The sequence below is a fragment of the Methylobacterium brachiatum genome, assembly GCF_020523825.1.
Classification (GTDB): Bacteria; Pseudomonadota; Alphaproteobacteria; order Rhizobiales; family Beijerinckiaceae; genus Methylobacterium; species Methylobacterium brachiatum.
Genome location: NZ_JAJALK010000002.1, coordinates 196,414 through 222,314 on the forward strand (window position 1 = coordinate 196,414; position 25,901 = coordinate 222,314).

Below are 25,901 nucleotides of genomic sequence, written 5' to 3' on the forward strand. Positions count from 1 at the left end.
TCCCCCCTCTGCGGGGGAGGGTACCCTGCGCAGCAGGGGGGGAAAGGGGAGCGGCGGTGCACAGCGAGGCTGTGCCCGTCATGCCGGCCCCGCCTCGTCCGGAAACGGCGCTCCCCTCTCCCGACCCCCTTCGGGGGCCACCCTCCCCCGCAGAGGGGGGAGGGTGATGTCGCGGGTACGATCACGCCGCGCTGGCCTCCGGATGGGCCGCGTCCCACTCGCGCAGGGCCTGGGCGTCGCGGGGCGTGACGTCCGGGTATTCCGGGTCGCTGCCGACCGCGGGGCTGACGCGCCAGGAGCGGGCGCATTTGCGGCCCTCGGCCGGATTCGGCACCACGGCGACGCCGCGCACCTCGTCGAGCCGGAACGCCTCCGCGGGCCCCTCGCCGGCCACCACCGTGATCGCGGAGGTGATGCAGGTATCGGCGAAGTCGCAGCCCTCCAGGGCGGCGAGCAGCTCCGGATCCGAGACGTAGACGGTCGGGGCCGCCTCCAGGCTCGCGCCGATGCGCTTGGCCGCGCGCTCGATCTCCAGGGCGCCGGTCACGGCCCGACGCACCTTCCGGATCTTCTGCCAGCGCTCCGCGAGGGTGGGGTCGAGCCAGGCGGCCGGGGTTTCCGGCAGGGTCTGGAGATGGACCGAGCCGTCCGGCGACGGATAGCGGTCGAGCCAGGCCTCTTCCGCCGTGAAGGCCAGCACCGGCGCCAGCCAGACCACCACCCGGCGGAAGGTCTCGTCGATCACCTGCAGGGCCGCCCGGCGGGTCACCGACGAGATCGGGTCGCAGTAGAGCGCGTCCTTGCGCACGTCGAAGTAGAACGACGACAGGTCGCCGGTCATGAAGCCGTTGAGCAGGGCCACGACCCGCTTGGTGTCGTAGGTCGCGTAGGCCTCGCGGATCTCGCCGTCGAGCTCGGCCAGCCGGTGCAGGATCAGCCGCTCCAGCTCCGGCATTTTTTTCGGATCCACATCGTCGCCTTCGACGCGGTGGGCGAGGGAGCCCAGCATCCAGCGGAGCGAATTGCGCAGCTTGCGGTAGGTTTCAGCAAACGTCTTGATGATCTCCGGGCCGATCCGCAGGTCGTCGGTATAGTCCGAGGCCGCGACCCACAGGCGCAGGATGTCGGCGCCCGAATCCTTGATGATGCTCTGCGGCGCGACGACGTTGCCCTTCGACTTCGACATCTTCAGGCCCTTGCCGTCGAGCACGAAGCCGTGGGTCAGGACGATGTCGTAGGGCGCCCGGCCGCGGGTGCCGGAGGATTCGAGCAGCGAGGACTGGAACCAGCCCCGGTGCTGGTCCGAGCCCTCCAGGTACATCACCCGGTCCTGGCCGCCGTCGCGGACGCGCCGCGCCCCGGACAGCGCCGGGAACGCCTCCGGATCGTCCAGCACGAAGGCGTGGGTGGAGCCGGAATCGAACCAGACGTCGAGGACGTCGGTCACCTTCTCGTAGGCGGCCGGGTCGTGGTCCGGCGCCAGGAAGCGCTGCGCCGCGTCGTCCCGGAACCAGGCATCGGCCCCCTCGGCCTTGAAGGCGTCGCGGATCCGGGCGTTGACGGCAGCGTCCTTGAGGATCTCGCCGCTCTCCCGGTGGACGAACACGGTGATCGGCACGCCCCAGGCGCGCTGGCGCGAGACCACCCAATCCGGCCGGTTGCCGACCATGCCGTTGATGCGGTTCTTGCCCTGGGGCGGGACCCACTGGGTCTCCTCAATGCCCTGGAGCGCGACCTCGCGCAGGGACCGGTTGCCCAGGCTGTCCACCGGCCGGTCCATGGCGATGAACCATTGCGGGGTGTTGCGGAAGATCACCGGCTTCTTGGAGCGCCAGGAATGCGGGTACTGGTGGCGCAGAACCCCGCGGGCGACCAGCGCCCCGACCTCGGTGAGCGCGGCGATGACCGCCTTGTTGGCGTCGCCCTTCTCGCCCTTGTCGGTGAGCACCCGGGTGCCCTCGAAGCCCGGCGCGGCCTTGGTCAGGGCGCCGTCGGCGTCCACCGTGTAGGGGATCGCGGTGTCGATGCCGCGCTCCTGCAGCAGCCGGCCGCTGGACATCCAGAGATCGAAATCCTCGCGGCCGTGGCTCGGCGCGGTGTGGACGAAGCCGGTGCCGGATTCGTCGGTGACGTGGTCGCCGTCGAGCATCGGCACCGCGAAGTCGTAGCCGCGGCCCTTGAGCGGGTGCGCCAGGGTCAGGCCGGCCAGCGTCTCGGGACGCACGTCGCCGACGCGCTCGAACGCCTCGACCCGGGCGGCCTTGAACACGGTGGCGGCCAGGCTGTCGGCCAGCACGTAGGTCTGGCCGGGGGTCGCCCAGTTCTCGGCCGGGGCCTGCGTGACCCGGTAGAGCCCGTAGGCGATTTTTTTGGAGTAGGCGACGGCGCGGTTGCCGGGGATCGTCCAAGGTGTGGTCGTCCAGATCACCACCCGGGCATTCTTGAGCGCGTTGTTGTTCGGATCGGTTGGCGCGGGACCTGGGACTATGTCTTCAGCCAGAACTGCGCCGCCCAGATCGCGGATCGGAAACGCACAAAAAATCGTGTCGCTGACATGCTCCTCGTACTCGACCTCGGCCTCGGCCAAAGCGGTCTTCTCGACCACCGACCACATCACCGGCTTGGAGCCGCGATAGAGCTGGCCGCTCATCGAGAACTTCATCAGCTCGTCGGCGATCACCGCCTCGGCCGGATAGGCCATGGTGGCGTAGGGATGGTCCCAGTCGCCGGTGACGCCCAGCCGCTTGAACTCGCCCCGCTGCACGTCGAGCCAGTGGGCCGCGAAGGTCCGGCATTCCTGTCGGAACTCGATCACCGGCACGTCGTCCTTGTTGCGGCCCTTGGCGCGGTACTGCTCCTCGATCTTCCACTCGATCGGCAGGCCGTGGCAGTCCCAGCCGGGGACGTAGTTGGCGTCGAGGCCGAGCGCGCTGGCCGAGCGCACCACCACGTCCTTGAGGATCTTGTTGAGCGCCGTGCCGATATGGATGTTGCCGTTGGCGTAGGGCGGGCCGTCATGCAGCACGAAGCGCGGCCGGCCCGCGGCGGCGGCGCGGATCTTCCCGTAGAGGTCGATCGCGGCCCAGCGCTCCAGCAGCAGCGGCTCCCGGGTCGGCAGACCGGCGCGCATCGGGAACTCGGTGCGCGGCAGGAACAGGGTCTTGGAATAGTCGCGGGCAGCCGCGGTCTCGGGGGTGGTCATCGGATCTCGCATCGGCGGTCGGGCCGGCGGCAAGGGGCCGGCCGGATACAGGAATCTGGGCAGGGCGAGCGGCATCAGGATCCCGGACTTCCGCGCGGCCTCGCCGAAGCGGGCGCTCATCTACGCGAAGGCCGGGCCCATAATTCGAAGCCTGCGGCCCAGGCCGCAAAGAGCATGCGAAGCGAACATGACCCGTTCTCTAGCAGCGGCCCCTTCCCGATGCCAGCGGGCGGCCCCGCGATGCCGGATGAGACCTTTCGGCACCTGAACCGTTGACCGGTACGCCCTCCGCGACCCGCGGGCCGCGGAGCCCATCCCGATCGAAGACCAGGAGTTGACCATGAAGAAGCTGATGATCGCCGCCCTCGCCCTCGCCCCGCTGGCCTTCGCGTCCGGCGCCGAGGCCCAGGGCACGGCCCGGGGCGCCCAGCGCGGCGTCGAGGACGGCTCGGCCGCGGCCGGCCCGGTGGGCGGTGTCGTGGGCGGCGCGGTGGGTGCGGCTACCGGCACCGTCGGCGGCGTGCTCGGCACCGATACGGATCCGGTCCGCCGCGCCCGCGAGGACCGGCGCGAGGAGCGTCTGGACCGCCAGGAGCGCATGGGCCGCTAAGCGAGCCTGAAACCGGCCGGTCGCCTCAGGCGGCCGGCCTGTCCCGCCGGATCGTCTCCTGCGCCAGGAGATAGAGGCCGGAGCCGACCACGATCATGGCGCCGGCGACCGTCCAGCGGCTCGGCACGTCGCCGAACAGCAGGAAGCCCAGCGTCACGGACCACAGCAGCTGCGTATAGATGAACGGCGCCAGCACGTTGGCCGGCGCGCGGGCATGCGCCATGACCAGCAGCCAGTGCCCGATCGTCCCGAACAGCGCGACCGCGATCAGCAGCGCCCAGTGGCCGAGATTGGCCGGGCTGGTCCAGATCCAGGGCAGCAGCGGGGCCATCAGCGCCAGGCCCGCGAGACCGGTATAGAACATGGTCGTGGCGGTGGAATCGTAGGCTGCGAGCTTGCGCGTGATGATCGCGTAGAAGGCGTAGACCACGACGTTGGCCACGCAGAGCAGGGCGGCCGGATGCATCCCGCCGAAGCCCGGCCGCACGATCACCAGAACGCCGATGAAGCCGACGCCGATCGCCACCATCCGGCCCCGCGACGACCATTCGCCGAGCAGCGGCCCCGCCAGCAGCGCCACCGTGAGCGGAGCGGCGAACTGGATCGAGATCGTCTCGGCGAGCTGCAGGTAGCGCAACGCCAGGAAGTTCAGGGCCGTGGATGCGAAGAGCAGCAGCGAGCGCACGATCTGCAGCGTCAGCCGCCGGCTCTTCACCACCCCGGGGGTGCGCACCGGGTTGATGAACAGCGAGATCATCGCGACGCTGGCGGCGTAGCGCATGAAGGTGGTGACCAGCGGGTCGACGCCGCCCCGCGCCAGGGTCTTGGCGCTGGCGTCGAGGCCCGCGAAGAACGCGACGGCGCCGCACATCAGGGCGATGCCGACGATCCGCCTTCGGCGCGCGAGGTCAGGTGACGGGGCCGCCCGGGCGGGGTCCCTGTCTTGGGCGACGGATGTCGCGACCTGCGTGCTCATGCCTGCCAAATCCGATGGAGGCCTGTATTCCTGCCACGCTGACCTGCGCGGCGGCACCCGTCGCGGCGCAGGGGAAGTATGCAGCCGGCACGGTGCGCCGGCTCAGCGCTTGGCCACCACCTTCTCGGCGGCGGCGGTCTTGGTCGCCGCCTTGGCGACCTTGGCCTTGGCCGGGGTCGCGCCGGCGATCAAAGCGGCCAGGTGGCCCTGGTCGAGGCCCGCGGCCGGGGCGGGCACGGCGGCCGGCACGATCGGTGCCGCGCTCACCGGTCGGCGCGGCTCGATGGAGCCGGTCGCGACCGGATCGGGGGTGCTGGCGAAGGCCGCGATCGGACTCGCGGAAGCGGATTCGCGCTGTACGCGCAGGGTCCAATGGGCGGCGGTGGAGATGGCGGCAATCCCGAGGATCGCCTTGATGCCGCCGGTGAGCAGGGCTCTCATGGTCGTCAGGCCCGAAAGAACGCGGTTACGCCGGACCGGATCCCCGGCCTCGTCGTATCATCGCGCCGGAGCGTGAACGAAGCTGCAACCGTGCCCGACCGGGCTGTCCCGGATCGGGGCAGGGCGCCGGATCGGCGCCGCCAGTCCCGGATCGCAGTAATTCTATGTGGGCCTTGCGCCGAGCCCGCGGTTCCTGTTCCCCGCGCTCCCGACACTCCTGCAGCGACTCGGCCCACTGAGCCTCACAGGATTGGCCCAGAGAACTGGTCCGGACCACCCCGTCACTGCCGGCCCCGCTACCATGCAGGCCCGAGCGGGCTCGCGAAACCTTCAGGCGCATCGGCCGCGGGGACCGTCCGTGTAGAGGGTGGCAGCCGAGCCGGCAACAGAGCGGCGGCCGATTCGGCCCACCCGCGGCGATCAGCGCTCCGCGGCGGCCGCGGCGAAGCGTATCAGCGCTTCGATCTCGGGCTCTCCCGTCTCGGCGGCGAGGCGCCCGTAGAGCTCGGCATAGCCCGAGAAGACCTGCCGCCCGGCCGCGTCCGGCCCGAGGAAATCGGCGATCTCACCCATCTCGGGGGCCCAGCGATAAGCCTTGGGCGCCATGTCGGGGAAAGCCTTGGCGAGGCGGGCGAGCAGCACCGGCTCGTTCTCAGCGAGCTCGTCCCGCAGCGCCGCCCCGGCTCCGGCGCGCTCGGCGGCCAGGATCATGATCGCGGCGAGCGCGGTGAGCCCCTTGTTGAGGCCGGCATAGCTCATCTTGAGGCTGGAGGCCGCGCCGACACCGCCGGGGCAGACGCGCAGGTCGAGGCCCAGATCGCGCAGGAGCATCACCGGGCCGGTGTCGTCGCCCGAGACGTAGACGCGCGGCCCCTTGCTGCCGGGCTTGGGCGGCAGACCCAGGATCGCCCCATCGAGGAAGGGAGAGCCCGTTTCAGCGACGATCGCGGCGATCCGCGCGATCGTGCCCGGGCTGACGGCGTTGGCGTCGACATAGACCGGCTTGCGCGGGGCCGCCGCCAGCGCGGGGGCGAGATGCTGGGCCAGGGCCTCCGCGTCGGCGAGCGGCACGATCGACAGCAGGATGTCGGCGGCTGCGAGGTCGTCGAGGCCGGCATCGGCCATGCCGGCCGCCGCGGCCCGCGCCCGACTCGCCGCTCCGCGCCCTTCGAGGACGGTCAGCACCCGCGCGCCGTGCCCGACCAGCCGCGCCCCGATGGCGCTGCCCATGGCCCCGGGGGCGATCACCGCGATGGTGGGCATGGGAGGCTCACGAGAGTTCAGAGATCGGAGGATGGTAGTCACGAACGCGGCCGAGGCCTAGTATGGCGCGCGATCGGACCCGCCATTCCATGCCGCAGATCAGACCCCGGGAAGGACAGTCGAAGGCCCAGCGCTATCGTCAGGCGCCGCGGCGCGACGGTATGAAGCTCCTGCGCATCTGGGTTCCAGACCCGTCGGCGCCGGGCTTCAAGGAGGAGGCGGCTCGGCAGGCCGCCCTCTTGAAGGGCGCACCCGAGGAGGCTGAAGCCCTGGACTTCATCGCGGCGGCTTTCGACTGGCCCGAAAAGTGACGCGCGGTGACATCGTTACTGTCTCACCGCCCGGATCCTACGGCAAGCCGCGTCCTGCCCTCGTCATTCAGTCCGATTGGCTCGTCGAGACCGACAGTATCCTCGTCTGCCTCCTCACCAGCACTTTGCGCGACGCACCGCTCTTCCGGCTGACTGTCGAACCAACGCCGGCAAACGGGTTGCGCAGCATCTCGCAGGTCATGATCGACAAGATCATCGCCATGCCGCGCGCGAAATGCAGCCCGCCCATCGGTCGCCTGGAGCGCGATACGCTCGCCACCCTGAACCGGATGCTCGCCCTGGTCCTCGGGATCGCCGACTGATCCGGCGATTCCGTCCCACGGGTGGTTTACAAACTCCGAAGCACGGCCCCGCCACGGACGAGCCCGTCCAGGGGACCTACCGCAGCGAGCCGCAGAAGCGCTGGATGCGCCGGCAGGCTTCCTCCAGCACGGCGTTCGAGGTCGCGTAGGAGATGCGCAGGTTCGGGCCGAGCCCGAAGGCCGAGCCGTGCACGGCGGCCACGCCCTCGGCCTGGAGCAGCTCGGTGACGAAATCCTCGTCGGTCTCGATGGTCTTGCCGGCCTCGGTCGTCTTGCCGATCAGCGCCGCGCAGGACGGGTAGACGTAGAAGGCGCCTTCCGGGGTCGGGCAGGTCAGGCCGTTGGTCTGGTTGAGCATCGACACGACCAGGTCGCGCCGGCCCTGGAACGCCGCCCGGAACTTCGCGAGGTGGTCCTGCGGGCCGTCGAGGGCGGCCACCGCGGCCCATTGCGCGATGGTGCTCGCCCCGGAGGTCTGCTGGCCCTGGACGAAGTCCATCGCCTTGATCAGCTTCTCCGGCCCGGCCGCGTAGCCGATCCGCCAGCCGGTCATGGCGTAGCCCTTCGAGACGCCGTTCATGGTCAGCGTCCGCTCGATCAGCTGGGGCTCGACCTGGGCCGGGGTGACGAAGGCGAAGTCGCCGTAGGTCAGGTGCTCGTAGATGTCGTCGGTCAGGATGTGCACGTCGGGATAGCGCAGCAGCACATCGGTGAGCGCCTTCATCTCGTCGCGCGTATAGGCGGCCCCGGACGGGTTCGAGGGCGAGTTGAGCACGATCCACTTGGTCTTCGGGGTCAGCACCCGGTCGAGCTCCTCGGCCTGGAGCTTGAAGCCGTGCTCCATGTCGGTGTCGGCGAAGACCGGCGTGCCGCCGCACAGCCCGACCATCTCCGGATACGACACCCAGTAGGGGCGGGGGATCACCACCTCGTCGCCGGGGTTCAGGGTCGCCAGGAAGGCGTTGTAGAGCACCTGCTTGCCGCCGGTGCCCACGATGGTCTGCGAGAGCTTGTAGTCGAGCCCGTTCTCGCGCTTGAACTTGCGCACGATCGCTTCGCGCAGGGGGACGATGCCCGAGACCGGCGGGTAGCGGGTCTCGTTGCGGTGGATCGCCTCGATCGCGGCCTGCTTGATGTGGTCCGGCGTGTCGAAATCCGGCTCGCCCACCGACAGGCTGATGACGTCGACGCCGGACGCCTTCAGGTCCCGGGCCTTCTGGGTCATCACGATGGTCGCGGACGGCTTCACCCGCGAGAGGACGTCGGCGAGGAGAGCCATGGCGTTTCGATCTCCGTGAGGGGCGCGGCGGTCTCGGGCGCCCGCGATGCGGCCGGGACCCTAGGCCGACGGTGCGGTGCGGACAAGGCTGCGCGGCCCGCCCGATTCCATGCTAGTCTCGTGCCGATCCGAAGAGGACGATTGACGAGGGCAATTCATGCCGCCGGCCGAGACGATCAGCGTCACGCTGCCCCCCGAGACGGTCCGCGCCCTGCGCGAGCGCGTGGAGGCCGGCGAATACGCCTCGCTCGGCGACGCCCTGGAGGATGCGGTGCAGGCCTGGCAGAGCCGGCGCCGGGAGGATGCGGAACGCCTCGACGCGATCCGCGCCCGCATCCGCCGCTCTCTGGACGACCCCAGCCCCGATCTGAGTCCCGACGAGGTCGAGGCGCAGATGGAAGTTCTGTTCGCCCAGGCCCGGGACGATCGCCGCCGTGCGTAGGCTGCCCGTCGCGTTCCGGCGTGACGCCAGGATCGATCTCGCGGACATCTTCGGTGTCGTACTTCACGCAAGCCGCGACAACGACATCGCCGAGGGCTTTATCCGTCGGATCATCGCGCGTTGCCGGCGCATCGGCGATGCGCCCCATGGCGGTCGTCCGCGCGATGACCTGGAACCCGGCTTGCGGACGGTGCCGTTCGAGCGATCCGCAATCATCGCCTATCGGGTCCAAGCCGCGCGGGTGATGATCACCAACGTGTTCTACGGCGGCCGGGATTTCGAGGCCCTGTACCGGGGCGACCGGTCGGACGACGAGCCGGCGCCTTGACTGCGCCGAGGCGGATCGTCTTGCCCTCGCACCGGCCCACACGCCTCCCCATCTCCTGTCGATGACACCGCTCTCCGTCCTCGACCTCTCCTTCGTCAGCGCCGATTCGACCCCGGCGCGGGCGCTGCACGACACGCTGGCGCTGGCGCGCCACGTCGACGGTCTCGGCTACCGGCGCTACTGGCTGGCCGAGCACCACGCGCTGCCCAACGTGGCGAGCCCGGCCCCCGAGATCATGATCGGCCAGATCGCCGCCGCGACCCGGTCGATCCGGGTCGGCTCGGGGGGCATCATGCTGCCAAACCACGCGCCGCTCATGGTGGCCGAGCGGTTCCGGGTGCTGGAAGCCCTGTTCCCGGGCCGGATCGATCTCGGCCTCGGGCGCGCGCCCGGCACCGACGGGCTCACCGCCCGGGCGCTGCGCCGCCGGGAGGCGCCCGGCCAGGGCGGCAACGACGATTTCCTCGACCGCCTGCAGGAATTGCTGTTCTGGGACGGCGGCTTCCCGGACGGGCATCCCTTCGCCAAGATCCAGGCGAGCCCCGCCGGGGTGCCGCTGCCGCCGATCTTTCTGCTCGGCTCGTCCGATTACAGCGCCCAGCTCGCCGGCGAGATCGGCTGCGGCTTCGGCTTCGCGCAGCACTTCTCCGGAATGCCGGCCGAGGCGCCGATGCTGGCCTATCGCCGCCTGTTCCGGCCGACCCGCCTGGGCGAGCGGCCCCATGCGATCCTGGCCGTTGCGGCGATCTGCGGCGCCACCGATGCGGAGGCCGAGCGTCTGGCGGCGAGCGCGCGGCTGTCGACACTGCGGCGGGAGCGCGGCGAGTACCGCCCTCTGCCGAGCCTGGAGGAAGCGCTGGCTTATCCGTATTCCGATGCGGAGCAGGCCCAGATCGAGCGCGGCCGCGACAAGCTGCATGTCGGCGGCCCGGAGACCCTGCGGGCGACGCTCACGGATCTCGTCGCGCGGACGCAGGCCGACGAGCTGATGATCGTCACGGCGATCCCCGATCAGGCGGCCCGGCACGACTCCTATACGCGGCTGGCCCAGGCCTGGGGCCTCGGCGCGGTCTCGGAAGCAGCTTAGGGGGATTCCAAAGGGCAAGCCCTCTGGTGGGGTCCGGGGCGAAGCCCCGATGAACCGGGGCTCCGCCCCGGACCCGCACAAGGTCCCGGACCTTGTGGATCCGGGACCTTTTCCCGCCTCAGCGACCGAACAGGCGGCCGAGGCGCCCGAGCAGGCCGGGAGCCTTCTCGCCAGCGGCCGACGCGGCGGCGGCTGCCGGGGCGGCCTCGCCCTTCGGCGCCAGGACCAGCCCGAGGGCGGCCGTGTCGGTAGTCTCCCGGTCGATTAGGATCAGGCTGCCGGTCTCGCGGTTGGCCGCGTAGGCATCCACCGCCACCGGCCGGTCGAGGCGCAGGGCCACGTCGGCGATGTCGTTGGCGGCGAGGCGCTCGGCCGGACCCGGATTGCCGGTCTCGGGATCGATCCGCGAGACGATCCCCTCCACCGTGGCGTTGACCGTGGCGGTGCCGATCTTGGCGAGCAGGCTCGCCCCCGGCGCAAGCTCGGTCTCGGCCGCCCAGAACAGGCGGGCCTCGAACTGCTCCGCCACCCGCAGCGGCGCGCCGGACGCCGCGATCACCTGCCCGCGGGAGGCGTCGATCTGGTCGGCCAGCACGAGGGTCACGGATTCGTCCTCGCCGGCCTCGGGCAGGTCGCCGTCGGCGGTGTAGATCCGCGCCACCGTCGAGGTCCGGCCGGAAGGCTGGATCGTGATCGCATCGCCGGGGCGGACCCGGCCGCTGGCGATCCGCCCGCTATAGCCGCGGAACTCGGAATTCGGCCGGTTGACCCACTGGATCGCCATGCGGAACGGGGCGTTGAGCGCCTCCGCGTGCACCGGCACGGTCTCCAGGTATTCGAGCAGGGTGCCGCCGGTGTGCCAGGGGGCGGCGATGCCCGGCTCCACGACGTTGTCGCCGTTCTTGGCCGAGAGCGGGATCGCCTTCACCTCGGTGAAGTTCAGCCCGCGGGCGAAGTCGGTGAAGCCCGCCCGGATCGCGTCGAACTTGTCCTGCGACCAGCCGACCAGATCCATCTTGTTCACCGCCAGCACCACCCGGCGGATGCCCACCATCGAGACCAGCAGGGCGTGGCGCCGGGTCTGGCGGATCAGGCCCTGGCGGGCATCCACCAGGATCACCGCCACGTCCGCGGTCGAGGCGCCGGTGGCCATGTTGCGGGTGTACTGCTCGTGGCCGGGGGTGTCGGCGACGATGAACGAGCGCTTGTCGGTGGAGAAGAACCGGTAGGCGACGTCGATGGTGATGCCCTGCTCGCGCTCGGCCTGGAGGCCGTCGACCAGCAGCGCCAGGTCCATCTCCTGCCCCTGCGTCCCGTGGCGGCGGGAATCGCGCTGGAGCGCCGAGATCTGGTCGTCGAAGATCTGCTTGGTGTCGTGCAGGAGCCGGCCGATCAGGGTCGACTTGCCGTCATCCACCGAGCCGCAGGCGATGAAGCGCAGCACGGCCTTGTTCTGGTGGGCGGCCAGGAACGCCTGATAGGTGGCGGCACGGTCGCTGAACGCGGTGGGAGCCTGGTGCACCGTCATCAGAAATAGCCTTCCTGCTTCTTGCGCTCCATGGCGCCCGCGCCGTCCTTGTCGATCACCCGGCCCTGGCGCTCCGAGGTGCGCGCCGCCAGCGTCTCGCCGACGATCTCGGGCAACGTGGCCGCGTCGCTCTCCACCGCGCCGGTGAGCGGGTAGCAGCCGAGCGTCCGGAAGCGGACGAGGCGCTGCTGCGGAACCTCCCCGGGCTCCAGCGGCAGGCGGTCGTCGTCGACCATGATCAGCTGGCCGTCGCGCTCCACCACCGGGCGTTCGGCGGCGAAGTAGAGCGGCACGATCGGAATGTTTTCCTGCTCGATGTAGAGCCAGATATCGAGCTCGGTCCAGTTCGACAGCGGGAACACCCGGAGGGACTCGCCGCGCTTCTTCTTCAGGTTGTAGAGGTGCCAGGGCTCGGCGCGCTGGCGCTTGGGATCCCAGCGGTGCTGCGCGGTGCGCAAGGAGACGATCCGCTCCTTGGCGCGGCTCGCCTCCTCGTCCCGGCGGGCGCCGCCGAAGGCCGCGTCGAACTTGTGCTTGTCGAGCGCCTGGCGCAGCGCCTGGGTCTTCATCACGTCGGTATGGACCTCGGAGCCGTGGCTCACCGGCCCGATGCCGCGGGCGAGCCCGTCCGGGTTGGTGTGGACCAGGAGGTCGAGGCCGAGCTCCTTCACCCGGGCGTCGCGGAAGGCGATCATCTCCCGGAACTTCCAGGTCGTGTCGACGTGGAGCAGCGGGAACGGCAGGGTGCCGGGCGCGAAGGCCTTGAGCGCCAGGTGCAGCAGCACCGAGGAATCCTTGCCGATCGAGTAGAGCATCACCGGGTTCTCGGTCTCGGCGACCGTCTCCCGGAAGATGTGGATGCTCTCGGCCTCGAGCCGCTTCAGGTGGCTGAGGCGGTCGGCGGAGGCGGGGGCGCCCGGAGGCACGGGGGCGAGGGCGGCGCTCATCGGGCGAATTCCGGCTGGCGGGTCTTCACGTCTGGATTGCTCTCGAAAATCGCGGGCTCCTGGCCCGGCTGGATCGACGCGGCGGGGCGGCCGACATGCAGGCCGCACTCCTTCTTCTCTTCCTGCTCCCACCACCAGCGCCCGGCGCGTTCCGGCTCGCCGAGCTTCACGGCGCGCGTGCAGGGGGCGCAGCCGATCGACGGGAAGCCGCGATCGTGCAGCACGTTGTAGGGAATGAAGTTCTCGCGCACGAAGCTGTCAACCTGAGCCCGGGACCAGTCGGCCAGGGGGTTGAGCTTGATCAGGCCGCGGGCGGGATCGAACGCGGCGAGCGGCGTCTCGGCGCGGTTGGCCGACTGGCCGGCGCGCAGGCCGGTGAGCCAGCCGCTCGCCCCGTCGAGGGCGCGGCCAAGCGGCTCGACCTTGCGGAAGCCGCAGCAGGCCTGCCGGGCCGCGACCGAGCGCCGGAATCCGTTGATGCCCTCCTGGCGGACGAACGCCTCCACGGCTCCCCGTTCCGGCGCGTAGGCCGCGATCCGGATGCCGTAGGCCGACTCGGTCTCGGCCCAGGTGTCGTAGGCCTCCGGGAACAGCCGGCCGGTATCGAGGGTGACGATCTCCACGCGGCCCTTCGCCAGCCCGGCCATCGCCAGCCCGTGCGTCAGCGCCTGGTCCTCGACGCCGAGGCTCGTGGTGAAGACGAGGCGGCCGGGGATCTCGGCGGCGATCAGGTGGAGCCGGCCTGGCAGGTCGAGCCCGGACAACCTTTCCGCGAGGGAGTCGGCCATCGTTCGGTCCGGACGGGTCATCGCGACATGTCCTGAGGTTGGATCGTGGGAAAGGGCGCAGACCGCGCCGCACCCTGTTGTCGAAGGGTCGAAATGTTCGCTATAACGAACGAAGTCAAGGCGCCGCGGGTTGCTTGTCGGGCATATCCGGGCGCCCTGGCGTGCGGTGGCGCACCCCGTTCCTCCGCACCCGAGACCCCGCACGACAAAAGATTCTTCTCGGCGGCCCTGTAAAACGCCTACACTTCCCGCGCGCGGCCCAGCGTGGATGGATCCCACGGAGACGACTTTGGACGCCATTGATCTGAAGATTCTGGCCCTGCTGCAGGCGGACGCGACCCTCTCCATCGCGGCGATCGGCGAGCGCGTCGGCCTGTCTCAGACCCCGTGCTGGAAGCGCATCCAGAAGCTGGAGGCCGACGGCGTGATCGACCGGCGGGTCGCGGTGCTCGACCCGGTCAAGCTCGGCCTCGGGCTCACGGTGTTCGTCTCGATCGAGACCGCCGACCACTCCCAGGAATGGCTCCAGCGCTTCGCTGCGACCATCTCGGCCATGCCGGAGGTGCTGGAATTCTACCGGATGGCCGGCGACGTGGATTATATGTTGCGCGTCGTGGTTGCCGACATGCAGGCCTATGACAGCTTCTACAAGCAGCTTATCGCGGTGCTGCCGTTGAAGAACGTCACCTCGCGATTCGCCATGGAGAAGGTCAAGTCCACCACAGCCCTGCCGCTTCCGGCCCCACCCAAGACCGGGCGCCATCTCCCCGGCACCGCCCCGGTCCTCGCCGTCGTTGGAGAATGATCTTCTCTTTTATTGCGGCGCAACGAATGCAATATCCTAGTTCAGGCGCGTTCTGCAAAAAGAACGTTTTCGATTGACACCGGCCCCGTAGGCCACGACATGGTCCCCTGATGGCACGCCAGAATCTCCTTCCGCGCACCGCCCCGTTCGGCGACGGCGAGCGCGCCAGCCTCGATGCCGTGCTCGGCAGCGCGACCCCCGTGCAGCGCGCGTGGCTCGCGGGCTTCCTGGCGGGCCTTGACGCCGCCGGGGGCCAGCCGGCCGCCGTCCCGGCCGCCCCGCCCAAGGCCGCCGAGCCGCTGACGATCGTCTATGCCAGCGAATCGGGGAATTCCGAGGCGCTGGCCGGCAACGTCGCCAAGCTGGCGCGCAAGCAGGGCTTCAAGCCGAAGGTCGTGGATTTCTCCGATCTCGACGTCGCGACCCTGCCCAAGGCGGGCAAGCTCGTCGCCATCGCGGCCACCTGGGGCGAGGGCGAGCCGCCGGCCCGGGCCGTGCGCGCCTATGGCGAGCTGATGGGGGAGGGCGCCCCGCGCATCGACGGCGTGGAATTCGCCGTCCTGTCCCTGGGTGACACCTCCTACGCGGAGTTCTGCGCCATCGGGAAGGCGCTCGACGCGCGCTTCGAGGCCCTGGGCGGCAAGCGCGCCGCCGAGCGCGCCGACCTGGATCTCGATTTCGAGAAGCCGGCCGCCGACTGGATCAAGAACACCCTCAAGGCCCTCGCGCCGGCCGAGACGCCCGACAACGTCGTGGCGGTGGATTTCGCCCGCGCCGCCGCGGGCGAGGACGACGATGCCGAGCCGAGCCGCGAGCCGCTGGTGGTCGAGGTCGTCGAGCACGTGAACCTCAACTCTTCGCGCTCGGACAAGGAGACGATCCACCTGGCGCTCGCCTTCGAGGACGGGGCGCCCGCCTACGAGCCCGGCGATTCGCTAGAGATCTTCCCCGAGAACGACCCGCAGCTCGTGGACGAGATCCTGGGCGCCGCGGGCCTGTCGGGCGACGAGGCCCTGCGCAAGGCGCTGCTGGCCGAGCGCGACATCACCACCCTGTCGGCCGCCACGGTCGAGCGCTTCGTCAAGGCGACCGGCCACGCGGACGCGCAGAAGCTGATCGACAGCGGCGAGGCCCGGGCCTGGATCGAGGGGCGGCACCTGATCGACCTGCTCGCGACCTTCCCGGCCACGCTGACGCCTGAGCACCTCAACACCATCACCCGGCCGCTGCCGCCGCGCGCCTACTCGATCGCGTCCTCGCGCAAGGAAGTGGGCGACGAGGTCCACCTCGCCATCGTGGCGGTGCGCTACGAGACCCATGGGCGGGCCCGCTCGGGCGTCGCCTCCGTGCATGTCGCCGACCGGATCCGGGACGGCGCCAAGCTGCGGGTGCGGCTGAAGCCGAACCGGCATTTCCGCCTGCCGCAGGATCCGGCCACCGACATCATCATGGTCGGCCCCGGCACCGGCGTCGCCCCGTTCCGTGCCTTCGTGCAGGAGCGCCGCGCCATCGAGGCGCCCGGCCGCTCGTGGCTGTTCTTCGGCGACCGCCACTTCCTGCACGACTTCCTGTACCAGCTCGAATGGCAGGAGGCCCTGGAGGACGGGTCGCTGACGAAGATCGACGTGGCCTTCTCCCGGGACCAGCCGGAGAAGGTCTACGTGCAGGACCGAATCACCCACAACGCCAAGGAGCTGGTCTCCTGGCTGGAGGGCGGCGCCCATTTCTACGTCTGCGGCGATGCCAAGCACATGGCCAAGGACGTGCGCGCCGCGGTGGTGCGGGCCTACGAGACCGCCAAATCCTTGAGCCCGGCCGATGCCGAGGCGCAGGTTGCGGCTCTGGAGCGCAGCCACCGCTACCAGCAGGACGTTTACTAGACCGTAGGCCGGCGCAGCACGGGTCGGTCCGGGTTTCCAAAGGGCGTGTCGCCCTTTGGCGGGTTGTCAGGGCGGAGCCCCGATGCATCGGGGGGAGCCCGACGGCGGGGCTCGGCCTCGCACCCGCAGACGCTCCCGGACCTTTGAGACCAGGATGTGTGACGATCCCGCCCGCCCAGGGGGCGGGGACGCAGTCAAGACTTTGGAAGTGATCCCATGGACGACCACAGCCCCCGCGACGACGCCCCGGCCCTGGCTCCGACCCCGGCTCCCCGCGTCTACGAGACGCCGCCCAAGGACCGGCCGATCACCGATGCCGAGGCGGCCCGCGCCGCCCAGCTCGCCGCCAACGAGCACATCAAGATCGCCAGCGGCTATCTGCGCGGCGGCCTGGCCGACGGCCTGCTGAAGCACGCCACCGGGGCGATCTCCGAGGATGACGGGCAGCTCGTGAAGTTCCACGGGATGTACATGCAGGACGACCGCGACCTGCGCCCGGAGCGGACCAAGAAGAAGCTCGACAAGGCCTACAGCTTCATGATCCGCCTGCGCATCGCCGGCGGCGTGATCAGCCCCAAGCAGTGGCTGGCGCTCGACGACATCGCGGTCACCTATGCCGGCGGCGCCCTGCGGGCGACCACGCGCCAGACCTTCCAGTATCACGGCGTGATCAAGTCGAACCTCAAGCGCACGATGGCGGCTATCGACGCGGCCCTGCTCGACACGATCGCGGCCTGCGGCGACGTGAACCGCAATGTCATGGCGGCCACCAACCCGGCCCAGGTCGGCGCCCACAAGGCCGCCCACCGGCTCGCCAAGGACATCTCGGACAGCCTGCTGCCGAAGACCAGCGCCTGGCGCGAGATCTGGCTCGACGGCGAGCGCGTGGTCGGCGGCGAGGAGGAAGAGGTCGAGCCGGTCTACGGCCGCACCTACCTGCCGCGGAAGTTCAAGATCGTCGTGGCGGTGCCGCCCTCCAACGAGGTCGACATCTTCGCCCACGATCTCGGCTTCATCGCCATTCTGGACAAGAAGAACCAGGTGACCGGCTGGAACGTCACCGTGGGCGGCGGCATGGGCATGACCCATGGCGAGCCCGACACCTTCCCGCGGACCGCCGACGTGATGGGCTTCGTGGCGCCCGAGGACGCCATCAAGGTCGCCGAGGCGGTGATGACCGTCCAGCGCGACTGGGGCAACCGCAAGAACCGCAAGAACGCCCGGTTGAAGTACACGATCGAGCGCTACGGCTTGGACGCCTTCCGGGCCGAGGTGGAGACCCGGATCGGCAAGACGCTCGGCGCGCCGAAGCCCTTCACCTTCACCAACAACGGCGACCGCTTCGGCTGGACCGAAGGCGATGACGGCCGCCACCACCTGACGCTCTACATCCCCTCCGGCCGGATCAAGGATTACGAGGACGGCCCGCAATTCCTCACCGGCCTGCGCAAGATCGCCGAGGTGCACGAGGGCGATTTCCGCCTCACCGCCAACCAGAACGTGATCATCGCCAACGTCCCCGGGGCCAAGCGCGCCGCGATCGAGGCCCTGGTCGACCAGTACGGCATCACCAAGGGCGCGGGCGCGCTGCGGCGCAACTCCATCGCCTGCGTGGCGCTGCCGACCTGCGGCCTCGCCTTGGCCGAGAGCGAGCGCTACCTGCCGAGCCTGATGACCGAGCTGGAGGAGAGCCTCGCCACGCACGGGCTCGCCGAGGAGGAGATCACGATCCGCTCCACCGGCTGCCCCAACGGCTGCGCCCGCCCGTTCATCGCCGAGATCGGCCTCGTCGGCCGCGGCCCCGAGCGCTATCACCTCTATCTCGGCGCCGCCTTCGACGGCTCGCGCCTGGGCAAGCTCTACAAGGAAGACGTCGCGGCCTCCGACATCCGCGACACGTTGGATCCGCTCTTTGCCGACTTCGCCAAGGGCCGGAAGCCCGGCGAGCATTTCGGCGACTACCTGATCCGGGCCGGCCACGTCGCCCGCACGGTGAACGGGCCGGATTTCCACGACCGGACCGGCGCCCTCAAGCCGGCCGGCCACGCCTGAGCCGACACGGCTCCGGAGCCGGGGCGGCGCCCTCGGCTCCGAACGAGCGGCCTTCTTAAGGTCGGCCGGCCGCTCCGGGGCAGGGGCGGGGTGGTCCCGAGCGACGCCTCGAACCGGACGCCTGCGCTTCATCTGCGTTGACGCGGCGACCGCGAAGCCAGGATTCGGAAACCATATCGGCTCACGGCCGCCTCCTGAGAACGAACGTTCATTGACGTGAGAATGAGCGTTCATTACGACGGAGAGGCAAGCAGGAGTGAGCCATGGCTCTGTCGCTCGAAGGCCGTTGGTCCGATCTGGATGAGGACCGGTTCGATCCGTCCGGGACGGGGGCCACGCGTCTCCTCACCACCCTTCGGGCGTTCTGCACCCCGGCGAACCTCACCTTCGCGGCCGTGCTGGTCCTCGCCTGGATGGCGCTGATCAGCTGGACCGGGGCGGGCCCGAAAGGCTGGCAGGCGCGCCTCTGCGCGGATCTGAGCCAGACGGCCCAGGCCTGCGCCGCCACCGGCTCCGCGAAGGACCAGAGCCGCGTCGCCGCGGTCGCGCAGTTCGCCCCGTGACCGTCACGGCGAGCGCCGAGGCGCGGCGGGAGCACATCCTCGACGCCGCCGAAGCCTGCTTCGTGCGCAACGGCTTCCACCGCGCCACCATGCAGGACCTCGCCCGCGAGGCCGCGATGAGCCCGGGCAACTTCTACCGCTACTTCGAATCCAAGGAGGCCCTGGTCGTCGGCCTGGTCGAGCGCGAATGCGCGCGCGGTGCCGAGCGCGTCGCCGAGATGGAGCGCAGCGGCGACCGGCGCGGCGCCCTGCTCGACATCATCGCGCGGTACTTCGTGTCGGTCACCCGCGAGGCCGCGGTGCTGCGCATGGAGATCTGGTCCGAGGCCACCCGCAACCCGGCCATCGCCGACCTGACCGCGCGGACCGAGGCGGAGACCCGCGACTGGTTCACCGCGACCTTCGCGGCGCTGGCCACCAGCCCGGATTGCGACCCGGACCATCTCTACGCGCTGCTCGCCCCGCTGATGAAGGGGATCCTGGTCAGCCGCGCGATCCTGCCCGATTACGACCCGGCCCCCGCGGTGGCCCAGCTCCACACCCTGCTGGAGACCGGCCTCGACGGCCGCCTGCCGCGCGCCACCCGCGCCGGGCCGCGGATCACCGCGCTCGCCTGAGCGGCCCCGGGCCCGATCGCCCCACCATCGGGCCCGGCCCGGACGCTCCCCGAGATCGCGCGCCCGGACGCGGCGCGCGGTAGGCCGGCCGGCCTGCAATCCCCCCTCATGCAGGCCGGCCGGCTGCATCCAGCCACGGCGGCCAGGACCCGCACCTTCGGTGACAGGCCTTCGGCATTGATTCGAACAGCGCAGCTGTTCCGGAAGATCCCGGATCGCAGTTGCGACCACATCAACGCCTGGATGTGTATTTTCCGCAGATATGCCCGCTAAAGTTGGCAAAACAGGGCGTATTTAAATTTATTCCAATGGGAATGTGTGACGCGGCGGACACGCCCGGTGAGTTACCGCGCCTCTGATCGCACGCTTTGCAATCGACCATTGAAACGGGCCGGCAATCGTACTCAAGGATCAAAGCGCCCCGTGGCGACGATCTTCTTGAGAACGACTAAAAACTATGCCGCAGGGCTACAAAGATCACCTTATCTCCGCAAAAATTGACCGCTTAACCTGGAACAACACGCGGAAGGGACTTGCTCTCAGCGTTTTCCTGGCATCGACGACTGCCATTCATGCGCAATCCGATGCGGCTCCCAACGAAGTTACACTTTCGGAACTGAGCGTCACCGGCAATGGCCCCGCAGTGGAACGGGCCGGCGGCCCGGTCATCGGCTACCGCGCCACGCGCTCGGCGACGGCGACCCGCACCGACACGCCGGTGCGCGACACACCGCAATCGGTCCAGGTCGTGCCCCGGGACGTGCTGGTCGACCAGCAGGATATCCGCCTGACCGATGCCCTGCAGAACGTAAGCAGCGTGCTGCCCGGGGGCACGCTCCAGGGGAGAAGCGACACCTTCATCATCCGCGGCTTCCGGACTCAGATCTACGCCATCGACGGCGTGCTCGTCAGCCCGACGAACACCTTCTCCTCGGTCAGCCGCGACCTGGCCGACGTGGAACGAGTCGAAGTCCTGAAAGGTCCGGCCTCCGTGTTGTACGGCCGCGGCGACCCCGGCGGCTTGATTCACATCGTCACCCGCCAGCCGACGCTCGAACCATCCGGCGATATCAACCTGCAGGCGGGTAGCTTCGGATTCCGCCGGGTCCAGGGCTCGGTCTCGAGTGCGATCGAGGGCGTGGACGGTCTGGCTGGACGCATCAGCTTTGCCGGCCAGTCCGACCCGACCTTCCGCAACCTCGGCGGCCGGGACAATTCCCGTACCTTCGTGGCACCGGCCTTCACATGGAACCCGAGCCCGGACACGCGTGTCTCGTTCCTCGGCGAGTTCTCACGGGCCGACACCCAGTACGACGAGGGGCTGGTCGCCCGGAACGGCCGCGTGCCGCTGGACAACATTGCGCGGTACTACGGAGAGCCCTTCGCCCGCTATAACAGCAACTCGAATTTCAGCTTGCTGCGCGTCGAGCACGACCTCAACGAGAACATCACGCTCCGGCAAGTCCTCAACGTGCAATGGGGCGAATTCGACCTGTTGACGACACGGGCTACCGGGCTGGCCAACCGCAACACACTCGTGAATCGGCGCGAGGCCACGGTCAATTCGACCTATGCAACCGTCGACAGCCAGTCCGAGATGGTGGCGAAGTTCGATCTGCTGGGCTTCAAGCATACCGTTCTCGCCGGGATCGAATACACCAACGGATACCGGCACGCCTACCAGACCGAGAGCCGAAACTACCCACCGGTGAGCTTCCAGAACCCCGCCTTCGGCGCCGGCCTCGTCGGCCTCCAGTTCCAATCCGAGCTCAAGCAGAAGAACGAGCTGAACGGCCTCTACGTGCAGGATCAGATCGACCTCGGCCTCGGCTTTCAGCTGTTGCTGGGCGTCCGCTACGACACCGGGACGCAGTACTATTTCAACCGCCTGCCGGCCTCGCGCACGATCCCGCCGGACCAGCAGCTTTCGGGCACCACGCCACGCGTCGGCTTGATCTACCGGCCGTTCGAGCCGTTGACGCTCTATGCGAGCTACTCGACCTCGTTCAAGCCGCAGATCGCCAACGTTCTCAACGTCGTGAGCCCGGCTCCGGAGACCGGCGACCAATACGAGATCGGCAGCCGGCTCGATCTCACCCCCGACCTGACCCTGTCCGCCGCGGCCTTCCGCATCACCCGCAACAACGTGGCGGCCACGGACCCGAACAACAACACCTACTCAGTGATCACCGGCCAGCAACGCTCCGAAGGCGTCGAGGCCGATCTCGCCGGCCAGATCCTGCCGGGCTGGAAAGTCATCGGCGGGATCAGCTTCATCGATGCGCGGATCACCAAGGATCAGGTCTACCCGGTCGGGAACCGCCTCGTGGGCGTCCCGACCTTCAGCAGCAGCATCTGGTCGACCTACCAGTTCCAGGAGGGCTTTCTGCTCGGCTGGAACATCGGAGCCGGAATCACCTATGTCGGCCGGCGCACCGGCGACCTGAACAACAGCTACTCGGTCGGCGGCTACGCCCGGCTCGATGCCGCCGTGTTCTACGATTTCAACGAGCATGCCCGGTTCTCGATCAATGCCCGCAACCTGACCGACCGGCGCTACATCGAGCAGCCGTTCAACCAGTGGAACAATACCCCCGGCGCACCGCTCTCGATCCTGGCGACGATCACCGCGCGGATGTGAGCCGCGCGGCCGGGCCGGCCAAAGTCGCGGTTCCACAAGGTTTCGGACCTTGTGCGGGTCCAGAGCGGAATCTTGGCATCTCGGGGTCCGCCCCCGAACCCCGCCAAAGGGCTGAGCCCTTTGGGAACCCGGTCTTCCCCGTGCTCCTATCGGCCGGTGCCGCCGACGGGCTCGCGGTGGGGGTTTGCCGCGCGCACGGGCGGCGCGGGGCGGCGCCGCCGGGCGGCGCGGCGGCGCAGGATGTAGAGGGTCAGGCCGGTGGCGGCGAAGCCCGGCAGGGACAGCGCCGCCAGGCAGAACAGCAGCGCGATCAGGCTGCCGAAGAACCGGCCGCGATGCACTTCCAGGACGTTCTCGACGATGCGCCGCCCCAGCGGCGTGTCGGCGGCGTGCTCGGTGGCGAGCAGCGCCCCCGTGGCGGCGTCGTAGCGCGCCTCGTTGCGGGCGCTCAGGGCGTCGACGCCCCGAGGCAGCCACCGGATGCGGATCGCCTTCGTGTCGGCCCCCGGCAGGGTGAGGATCACGAGGCCGGCCTCCTGCCCCTCGCCGGCCCGGAACGCCGCCCAGGCCCGGTCGAGGGCGGGCTCGGACCTGGCCTCCGGCGCCGGGGACACCTCCCAGTTTCCGGCCCTTCGGGTAAGTTTCGTTCGCTCCGGCGTCCCGGCGAGCAGCCAGGTCACCCCGTCCTTGAACGACGGGTAGGACCAGGTCAGGCCGGTCAGCGCGATGACCAGGTAGACCGGCGTCAGCCAGGTCCCGGCCACGGCGTGCAGGGACCACCAGCGCGGCCGGCCGGGCCGCGACAGGCTCGGCTTGAGCCAGATCCGCCAGCGATGGACTTTGGGCCAGCGCAGGTAGAGGCCGGTGGCCAGGAACACGATCAGCGCCAGGGTGCAGGCGCCCGTGATGGTCCGGCCCCAGCCCTTGGACCCGCCGGGGAGCAGCAGCCAGCGGTGCAGGTCCCGCACCGTCGTGAACGCCGCCTCGAGCCGCACCGGCCCGAGCACCGCGCCGTCATAGGGGTCGGCATAGACCGAGGGCGGCCGCGCGCGGGTCTCGGGATCCCGGGCGAAGCGTACGAACACGCTGGCCTGCGGGTCGTCCGACAGGGTGAGGACGTTCACCCGGCGGCCGTCCGCCTGGGCATCGATCCGGGCGGCGAGGGCCGTGGGGGCGAGCGGCACCCGGTCCCCCGCCTCGACCCGCGCCCGGTCGCGGTTGGCGAAGGCGGTGATCGCCTCCTCGTAGCTCATCAGCGCCCCGGTCACGCCCATGAGGGCGAGCACGAAGCCGGCGGTGAGGCCGAGCGCCCAGTGCAGGCGGAAGAGAACGGTCCGGGGGGCGGGAATCGGCAGCGTCATGGCAGTGCCGGATGCCTAGCAGAGTCCGGCCGTGCATGCGACGCCCCGCCGCATGCACCCGGGCTTCAGGTGATCGGCGCCGGGTTGAACAGGGTCAGGTCGTTGAACAGGCCCCAGCGGTCGGACCAGGGCTGCTTGCGCCCGCTCGCCACGTCGAGGATCAGGTGGAACAGCTCCCAGCCGACCTGCTCGATCGTGGCTTGGCCGGTGGCGATGCGGCCGGCATCGAGGTCGATCAGGTCGGACCAGCGCTCGGCGAGCTCCGTGCGGGCCGCGACCTTGATCACCGGGGCCTGACTGAGACCGTAGGGCGTGCCGCGGCCGGTAGAGAACACCTGCAGGGTGATCCCCGAGGCGAGCTGGAGCGTGCCGCAGACGAAGTCGCTCGCCGGGGTCGCGGCGAAGATCAGCCCCTTCTCGCGCACCCGCTCGCCCGGCGCCAGGACGCCCGAGATCGCGCCGGTGCCGGATTTGGCGACCGAGCCCAGGGCCTTCTCGACGATGTTGTTGAGGCCGCCCTTCTTGTTGCCGGGCGACGGATTGGCCCTCCGGTCGGCCTCGCCCTTGGCGAGATAGGCATCGTACCAGGCCATCTCGCGGATCAGGGCCTGGGCGACCTCCGGATTTTTGGCCCGCGGGGTCAGGAGATGGATCGCGTCGCGCACCTCCGTGACCTCGGAGAACAGCACGGTGCCGCCGCAGCGCACCAGGAGGTCGGCCGCGAAGCCGAGCGCCGGGTTGGCGGTGACGCCCGAGAAGGCGTCGCTGCCGCCGCATTGCAGGCCGACCACGAGCTCGGAGGCCGGGCAGGTCTCGCGCCGGCGCCGGTTCAGCACTTCCAGGCGGGCTTCCGCCATGGCCAGGATGCTGTCGAGCATCGCGGAGAAACCCTGGTGGCGCTCGTCCTGGAGGCGGACCACCCCGTCCCCGGCCGCGCCGCCATCGGGCAGCAGCCGCTCCGAGACGAGCTTCTCGCAGCCCAGCCCCACGACCATGACCTCGCCGCCGAAATTCGGGTTCTGGGCCAGGCTCTGCAGGGTCCGGATCGGCACCACCGCCTCGGGGGCGTTGATCGCCACGCCGCAGCCATAGGCGTGGGTGAGGCCGACCACGTCGTCGACGTTGGGAAAGCGCGGCAGCAGCTCCTGCTTGATCCGGCGGATCGCCACGTCGAGGGTGCCGGCGACGCATTGCACGCTGATCGAGATCGCCAGGATGTTCTTGGTGCCCACCGACCCGTCCGGGTTGCGGTAGCCCTCAAAGGTGTAGCCCTCGAGCGGCGCTAAGGGGGCCGGCACCCGGGTGGCGAGCTCCAGCGCGTCGAGGGCGGGGGCGACCGGGGTCGCGACCCGGGATTCCTCGACCCAGGCGCCCCGCGGGATGTCCTGCGTGGCGATGCCGACCACCTCGCCGTAGCGGCGCACTTCCCCACCCTCCGGGATGTCACTGAGCGCCACCTTGTGACCCTGCGGCACGAACTCGGTGAGCCGCAGCCCGTCCGGGAAGGTCGTGCCGGCGGGCAGCCCGAAGGCGTTGACCACGATCGCGACATTGTCGCGCGCGCTCAGCCGGATCGTGCGCGGCACGTCCCCGGCCGGGCGCTCGCGGATCGCGCTGTCGGTCTCGGCCTGCATCGGGGGTTCCTCGCTCAGCCTTCGGTGCGGAAGCGGCCGGCCAGCGCCTCGGCGTTGCGCGCGAGCAGCCCCAGATCCGAGCCGACCGCGGTGAACCGGGTGCCGGCCGCGATATAGCGCTTGGCCAGCTCCTCGCTCGGCGTGAGGATGCCGGCATGCTTGCCGGCCTGCACGATCCGGCCGACCGCGTCCTCGATGGTGCGGACCACCTCGGGATGGCCCTGCTGGCCGAGATAGCCGAGGCTGGTGGAGAGGTCGCCGGGCCCGATGAACACGCCGTCCACGCCCTCGACGGCGGCGATCGCGTCCAGATTGTCGAGCGCGCGGCGCGACTCGACCTGCACGATCACGTAGATCTCGGCCTCGCAGCGCGTGTGGTAGTCCGGGATGCGGCCGAACCGGGCGGCCCGGGGGGCCTGCGAGAAGCCGCGGATGCCGCGGGGCGCGTAGCGCGTCGCCGCCACGACCCGCTCGGCCTGCGCGGCATCGTCGATATTGGGGATCATCAGCGATTGCGCGCCGGCATCCAGGATGCGCTTGATGGTGATCGGATCGTCGCTCGGCACCCGCACCACCGGGTTGGTGGCGTTCTCCATCATCGCCTGAAGCTGGACGTAGATATCCCGCAGGTCGTTGGCCGAGTGCTCCATGTCGAGGAGCAGCCAGTCGAACCCGGCGCCGGCGACGATCTCGGTGGAGATCGGGCTGGCGAGGCTGCACCACAAGCCGATCTGCTGGCGCCCCTCGCCGAGGGCGGCCTTGAAGCGGTTGGTGAGTCTGTCCATCGCGATCCCTCCGGGCGGCTCCGGGCGTCTGCGCGCCG

Annotated in this window: 23 protein-coding genes; 12 read left to right on the forward strand and 11 right to left on the reverse strand. The window is 70.0% G+C overall.

The window, feature by feature from the left end:
- Positions 1-181: 181 nt before the first annotated feature.
- The gene (ileS, locus tag LGR69_RS04640; RefSeq protein WP_230365316.1) at positions 182-3,202 is read right to left on the reverse strand and encodes an isoleucine--tRNA ligase; all 3,021 of its coding nucleotides are present in this window, start codon (positions 3,200-3,202) and stop codon (positions 182-184) included.
- Between the two features lie 340 nt (positions 3,203-3,542).
- On the opposite strand from ileS, the gene LGR69_RS04645 reads away from it, so the two are divergent.
- On the forward strand, positions 3,543-3,812 hold the full coding sequence (locus LGR69_RS04645) for a hypothetical protein (protein WP_230365317.1): 270 nt from the start codon (positions 3,543-3,545) through the stop codon (positions 3,810-3,812).
- A gap of 25 nt (positions 3,813-3,837) precedes the next feature.
- Here LGR69_RS04645 and LGR69_RS04650 read toward each other — a convergent pair whose 3' ends face one another.
- The 3 genes from LGR69_RS04650 to LGR69_RS04660 all read right to left on the reverse strand — a co-directional run bounded on the left by LGR69_RS04650 (position 3,838) and on the right by LGR69_RS04660 (position 6,492).
- On the reverse strand, positions 3,838-4,788 hold the full coding sequence (locus LGR69_RS04650) for a DMT family transporter (protein WP_230365318.1): 951 nt from the start codon (positions 4,786-4,788) through the stop codon (positions 3,838-3,840).
- 102 nt (positions 4,789-4,890) lie between these two features.
- Complete coding sequence (locus LGR69_RS04655; protein ID WP_007563288.1) at positions 4,891-5,229, reverse strand: hypothetical protein; 339 nt, start codon at positions 5,227-5,229, stop codon at positions 4,891-4,893.
- Between the two features lie 420 nt (positions 5,230-5,649).
- On the reverse strand, positions 5,650-6,492 hold the full coding sequence (locus LGR69_RS04660) for an NAD(P)-dependent oxidoreductase (RefSeq protein WP_230365319.1): 843 nt from the start codon (positions 6,490-6,492) through the stop codon (positions 5,650-5,652).
- An 89-nt stretch (positions 6,493-6,581) separates the two neighbouring features.
- On the opposite strand from LGR69_RS04660, the gene LGR69_RS04665 reads away from it, so the two are divergent.
- The gene (locus LGR69_RS04665) at positions 6,582-6,803 is read left to right on the forward strand and encodes an antitoxin MazE family protein (protein WP_122162753.1); all 222 of its coding nucleotides are present in this window, start codon (positions 6,582-6,584) and stop codon (positions 6,801-6,803) included.
- On the forward strand, positions 6,800-7,126 hold the full coding sequence (locus LGR69_RS04670; RefSeq protein WP_230365320.1) for a type II toxin-antitoxin system PemK/MazF family toxin: 327 nt from the start codon (positions 6,800-6,802) through the stop codon (positions 7,124-7,126). Before LGR69_RS04665 ends, LGR69_RS04670 begins: the two co-directional genes overlap by 4 nt.
- 76 nt (positions 7,127-7,202) lie before the next feature.
- On the opposite strand, the gene LGR69_RS04675 is transcribed toward LGR69_RS04670, so the two are convergent.
- A complete protein-coding gene (locus LGR69_RS04675) occupies positions 7,203-8,405 on the reverse strand; it encodes a pyridoxal phosphate-dependent aminotransferase (RefSeq protein WP_050735749.1) in 1,203 nt (400 codons plus the stop codon).
- A 157-nt stretch (positions 8,406-8,562) separates the two neighbouring features.
- On the opposite strand from LGR69_RS04675, the gene LGR69_RS04680 reads away from it, so the two are divergent.
- The 3 genes from LGR69_RS04680 to LGR69_RS04690 all read left to right on the forward strand — a co-directional run bounded on the left by LGR69_RS04680 (position 8,563) and on the right by LGR69_RS04690 (position 10,262).
- Positions 8,563-8,847: a ribbon-helix-helix domain-containing protein gene (locus tag LGR69_RS04680; protein WP_007563297.1), complete on the forward strand. Its 285-nt coding sequence runs from the start codon at positions 8,563-8,565 to the stop codon at positions 8,845-8,847.
- Complete coding sequence (locus LGR69_RS04685) at positions 8,840-9,175, forward strand: type II toxin-antitoxin system RelE/ParE family toxin (RefSeq protein ID WP_230365321.1); 336 nt, start codon at positions 8,840-8,842, stop codon at positions 9,173-9,175. The genes LGR69_RS04680 and LGR69_RS04685 overlap by 8 nt, the downstream gene beginning before the upstream one ends.
- Positions 9,176-9,236: 61 nt before the next feature.
- Positions 9,237-10,262, forward strand: coding sequence for an LLM class flavin-dependent oxidoreductase (locus LGR69_RS04690; RefSeq protein ID WP_039902924.1), 1,026 nt, complete (start codon positions 9,237-9,239; stop codon positions 10,260-10,262).
- A gap of 118 nt (positions 10,263-10,380) precedes the next feature.
- On the opposite strand, the gene cysN is transcribed toward LGR69_RS04690, so the two are convergent.
- Genes cysN through LGR69_RS04705 form a run of 3 tightly spaced genes read right to left on the reverse strand, consistent with a single transcriptional unit; the run spans position 10,381 to position 13,546 of the window.
- The gene (gene cysN / locus LGR69_RS04695) at positions 10,381-11,790 is read right to left on the reverse strand and encodes a sulfate adenylyltransferase subunit CysN (protein WP_230365322.1); all 1,410 of its coding nucleotides are present in this window, start codon (positions 11,788-11,790) and stop codon (positions 10,381-10,383) included.
- On the reverse strand, positions 11,790-12,737 hold the full coding sequence (cysD, locus tag LGR69_RS04700) for a sulfate adenylyltransferase subunit CysD (RefSeq protein WP_007563304.1): 948 nt from the start codon (positions 12,735-12,737) through the stop codon (positions 11,790-11,792). Before cysD ends, cysN begins: the two co-directional genes overlap by 1 nt.
- The gene (locus tag LGR69_RS04705) at positions 12,734-13,546 is read right to left on the reverse strand and encodes a phosphoadenylyl-sulfate reductase (RefSeq protein ID WP_050735753.1); all 813 of its coding nucleotides are present in this window, start codon (positions 13,544-13,546) and stop codon (positions 12,734-12,736) included. Before LGR69_RS04705 ends, cysD begins: the two co-directional genes overlap by 4 nt.
- Before the next feature lie 268 nt (positions 13,547-13,814).
- Between LGR69_RS04705 and LGR69_RS04710 the strand changes: the two genes are divergently transcribed.
- From LGR69_RS04710 to LGR69_RS04735, 6 genes are all read left to right on the forward strand, one after another.
- Positions 13,815-14,330, forward strand: a complete 516-nt coding sequence (locus tag LGR69_RS04710; protein ID WP_039902897.1) for an Lrp/AsnC family transcriptional regulator — start codon at positions 13,815-13,817, stop codon at positions 14,328-14,330.
- A 110-nt stretch (positions 14,331-14,440) separates the two neighbouring features.
- Positions 14,441-16,210, forward strand: coding sequence for a diflavin oxidoreductase (locus tag LGR69_RS04715; RefSeq protein WP_230365323.1), 1,770 nt, complete (start codon positions 14,441-14,443; stop codon positions 16,208-16,210).
- A gap of 216 nt (positions 16,211-16,426) precedes the next feature.
- Complete coding sequence (locus LGR69_RS04720; RefSeq protein ID WP_091863382.1) at positions 16,427-18,262, forward strand: NADPH-dependent assimilatory sulfite reductase hemoprotein subunit; 1,836 nt, start codon at positions 16,427-16,429, stop codon at positions 18,260-18,262.
- A gap of 263 nt (positions 18,263-18,525) precedes the next feature.
- Complete coding sequence (locus LGR69_RS04725) at positions 18,526-18,825, forward strand: hypothetical protein (RefSeq protein ID WP_091863381.1); 300 nt, start codon at positions 18,526-18,528, stop codon at positions 18,823-18,825.
- Entirely contained in the window at positions 18,822-19,442 is a 621-nt protein-coding gene (locus tag LGR69_RS04730; RefSeq protein WP_230365324.1) for a TetR/AcrR family transcriptional regulator, read from the forward strand. The genes LGR69_RS04725 and LGR69_RS04730 overlap by 4 nt, the downstream gene beginning before the upstream one ends.
- A gap of 457 nt (positions 19,443-19,899) precedes the next feature.
- On the forward strand, positions 19,900-22,083 hold the full coding sequence (locus tag LGR69_RS04735) for a TonB-dependent siderophore receptor (RefSeq protein WP_230365325.1): 2,184 nt from the start codon (positions 19,900-19,902) through the stop codon (positions 22,081-22,083).
- A 146-nt stretch (positions 22,084-22,229) separates the two neighbouring features.
- On the opposite strand, the gene LGR69_RS04740 is transcribed toward LGR69_RS04735, so the two are convergent.
- From LGR69_RS04740 to LGR69_RS04750, 3 genes are all read right to left on the reverse strand, one after another.
- Positions 22,230-23,444: a PepSY-associated TM helix domain-containing protein gene (locus LGR69_RS04740; RefSeq protein WP_230365326.1), complete on the reverse strand. Its 1,215-nt coding sequence runs from the start codon at positions 23,442-23,444 to the stop codon at positions 22,230-22,232.
- A 65-nt stretch (positions 23,445-23,509) separates the two neighbouring features.
- Positions 23,510-25,078 carry a galactarate dehydratase gene (gene garD / locus LGR69_RS04745; RefSeq protein WP_230365327.1) on the reverse strand — a complete coding sequence of 523 codons (1,569 nt, stop codon included), beginning with the start codon at positions 25,076-25,078 and terminating at the stop codon, positions 23,510-23,512.
- A 14-nt stretch (positions 25,079-25,092) separates the two neighbouring features.
- Positions 25,093-25,863 (reverse strand): HpcH/HpaI aldolase family protein, encoded by a 771-nt coding sequence (locus LGR69_RS04750; RefSeq protein WP_091863376.1) that lies wholly within the window; start codon positions 25,861-25,863, stop codon positions 25,093-25,095.
- Between the last annotated feature and the right edge of the window lie 38 nt (positions 25,864-25,901).

What these genes read in the sequence shown, in the direction of transcription:
- LGR69_RS04655 (WP_007563288.1), bottom strand. Translation starts at nt 5,229, where the DNA reads ATGAGAGCCCTGCTCACCGGCGGCATCAAGGCGATCCTCGGGATTGCC.
- LGR69_RS04645 (WP_230365317.1), top strand. Translation starts at nt 3,543, where the DNA reads ATGAAGAAGCTGATGATCGCCGCCCTCGCCCTCGCCCCGCTGGCCTTC.
- LGR69_RS04750 (WP_091863376.1), bottom strand. Translation starts at nt 25,863, where the DNA reads ATGGACAGACTCACCAACCGCTTCAAGGCCGCCCTCGGCGAGGGGCGC.
- LGR69_RS04675 (WP_050735749.1), bottom strand. Translation starts at nt 8,405, where the DNA reads ATGGCTCTCCTCGCCGACGTCCTCTCGCGGGTGAAGCCGTCCGCGACC.
- LGR69_RS04665 (WP_122162753.1), top strand. Translation starts at nt 6,582, where the DNA reads ATGCCGCAGATCAGACCCCGGGAAGGACAGTCGAAGGCCCAGCGCTAT.
- LGR69_RS04720 (WP_091863382.1), top strand. Translation starts at nt 16,427, where the DNA reads ATGGACGACCACAGCCCCCGCGACGACGCCCCGGCCCTGGCTCCGACC.
- cysN (WP_230365322.1), bottom strand. Translation starts at nt 11,790, where the DNA reads ATGACGGTGCACCAGGCTCCCACCGCGTTCAGCGACCGTGCCGCCACC.
- LGR69_RS04725 (WP_091863381.1), top strand. Translation starts at nt 18,526, where the DNA reads ATGGCTCTGTCGCTCGAAGGCCGTTGGTCCGATCTGGATGAGGACCGG.
- LGR69_RS04660 (WP_230365319.1), bottom strand. Translation starts at nt 6,492, where the DNA reads ATGCCCACCATCGCGGTGATCGCCCCCGGGGCCATGGGCAGCGCCATC.
- LGR69_RS04715 (WP_230365323.1), top strand. Translation starts at nt 14,441, where the DNA reads ATGGCACGCCAGAATCTCCTTCCGCGCACCGCCCCGTTCGGCGACGGC.
- LGR69_RS04740 (WP_230365326.1), bottom strand. Translation starts at nt 23,444, where the DNA reads ATGACGCTGCCGATTCCCGCCCCCCGGACCGTTCTCTTCCGCCTGCAC.
- cysD (WP_007563304.1), bottom strand. Translation starts at nt 12,737, where the DNA reads ATGAGCGCCGCCCTCGCCCCCGTGCCTCCGGGCGCCCCCGCCTCCGCC.
- garD (WP_230365327.1), bottom strand. Translation starts at nt 25,078, where the DNA reads ATGCAGGCCGAGACCGACAGCGCGATCCGCGAGCGCCCGGCCGGGGAC.
- LGR69_RS04705 (WP_050735753.1), bottom strand. Translation starts at nt 13,546, where the DNA reads ATGACCCGTCCGGACCGAACGATGGCCGACTCCCTCGCGGAAAGGTTG.
- LGR69_RS04680 (WP_007563297.1), top strand. Translation starts at nt 8,563, where the DNA reads ATGCCGCCGGCCGAGACGATCAGCGTCACGCTGCCCCCCGAGACGGTC.
- LGR69_RS04690 (WP_039902924.1), top strand. Translation starts at nt 9,237, where the DNA reads ATGACACCGCTCTCCGTCCTCGACCTCTCCTTCGTCAGCGCCGATTCG.
- LGR69_RS04650 (WP_230365318.1), bottom strand. Translation starts at nt 4,788, where the DNA reads ATGAGCACGCAGGTCGCGACATCCGTCGCCCAAGACAGGGACCCCGCC.
- LGR69_RS04735 (WP_230365325.1), top strand. Translation starts at nt 19,900, where the DNA reads ATGCCGCAGGGCTACAAAGATCACCTTATCTCCGCAAAAATTGACCGC.
- ileS (WP_230365316.1), bottom strand. Translation starts at nt 3,202, where the DNA reads ATGACCACCCCCGAGACCGCGGCTGCCCGCGACTATTCCAAGACCCTG.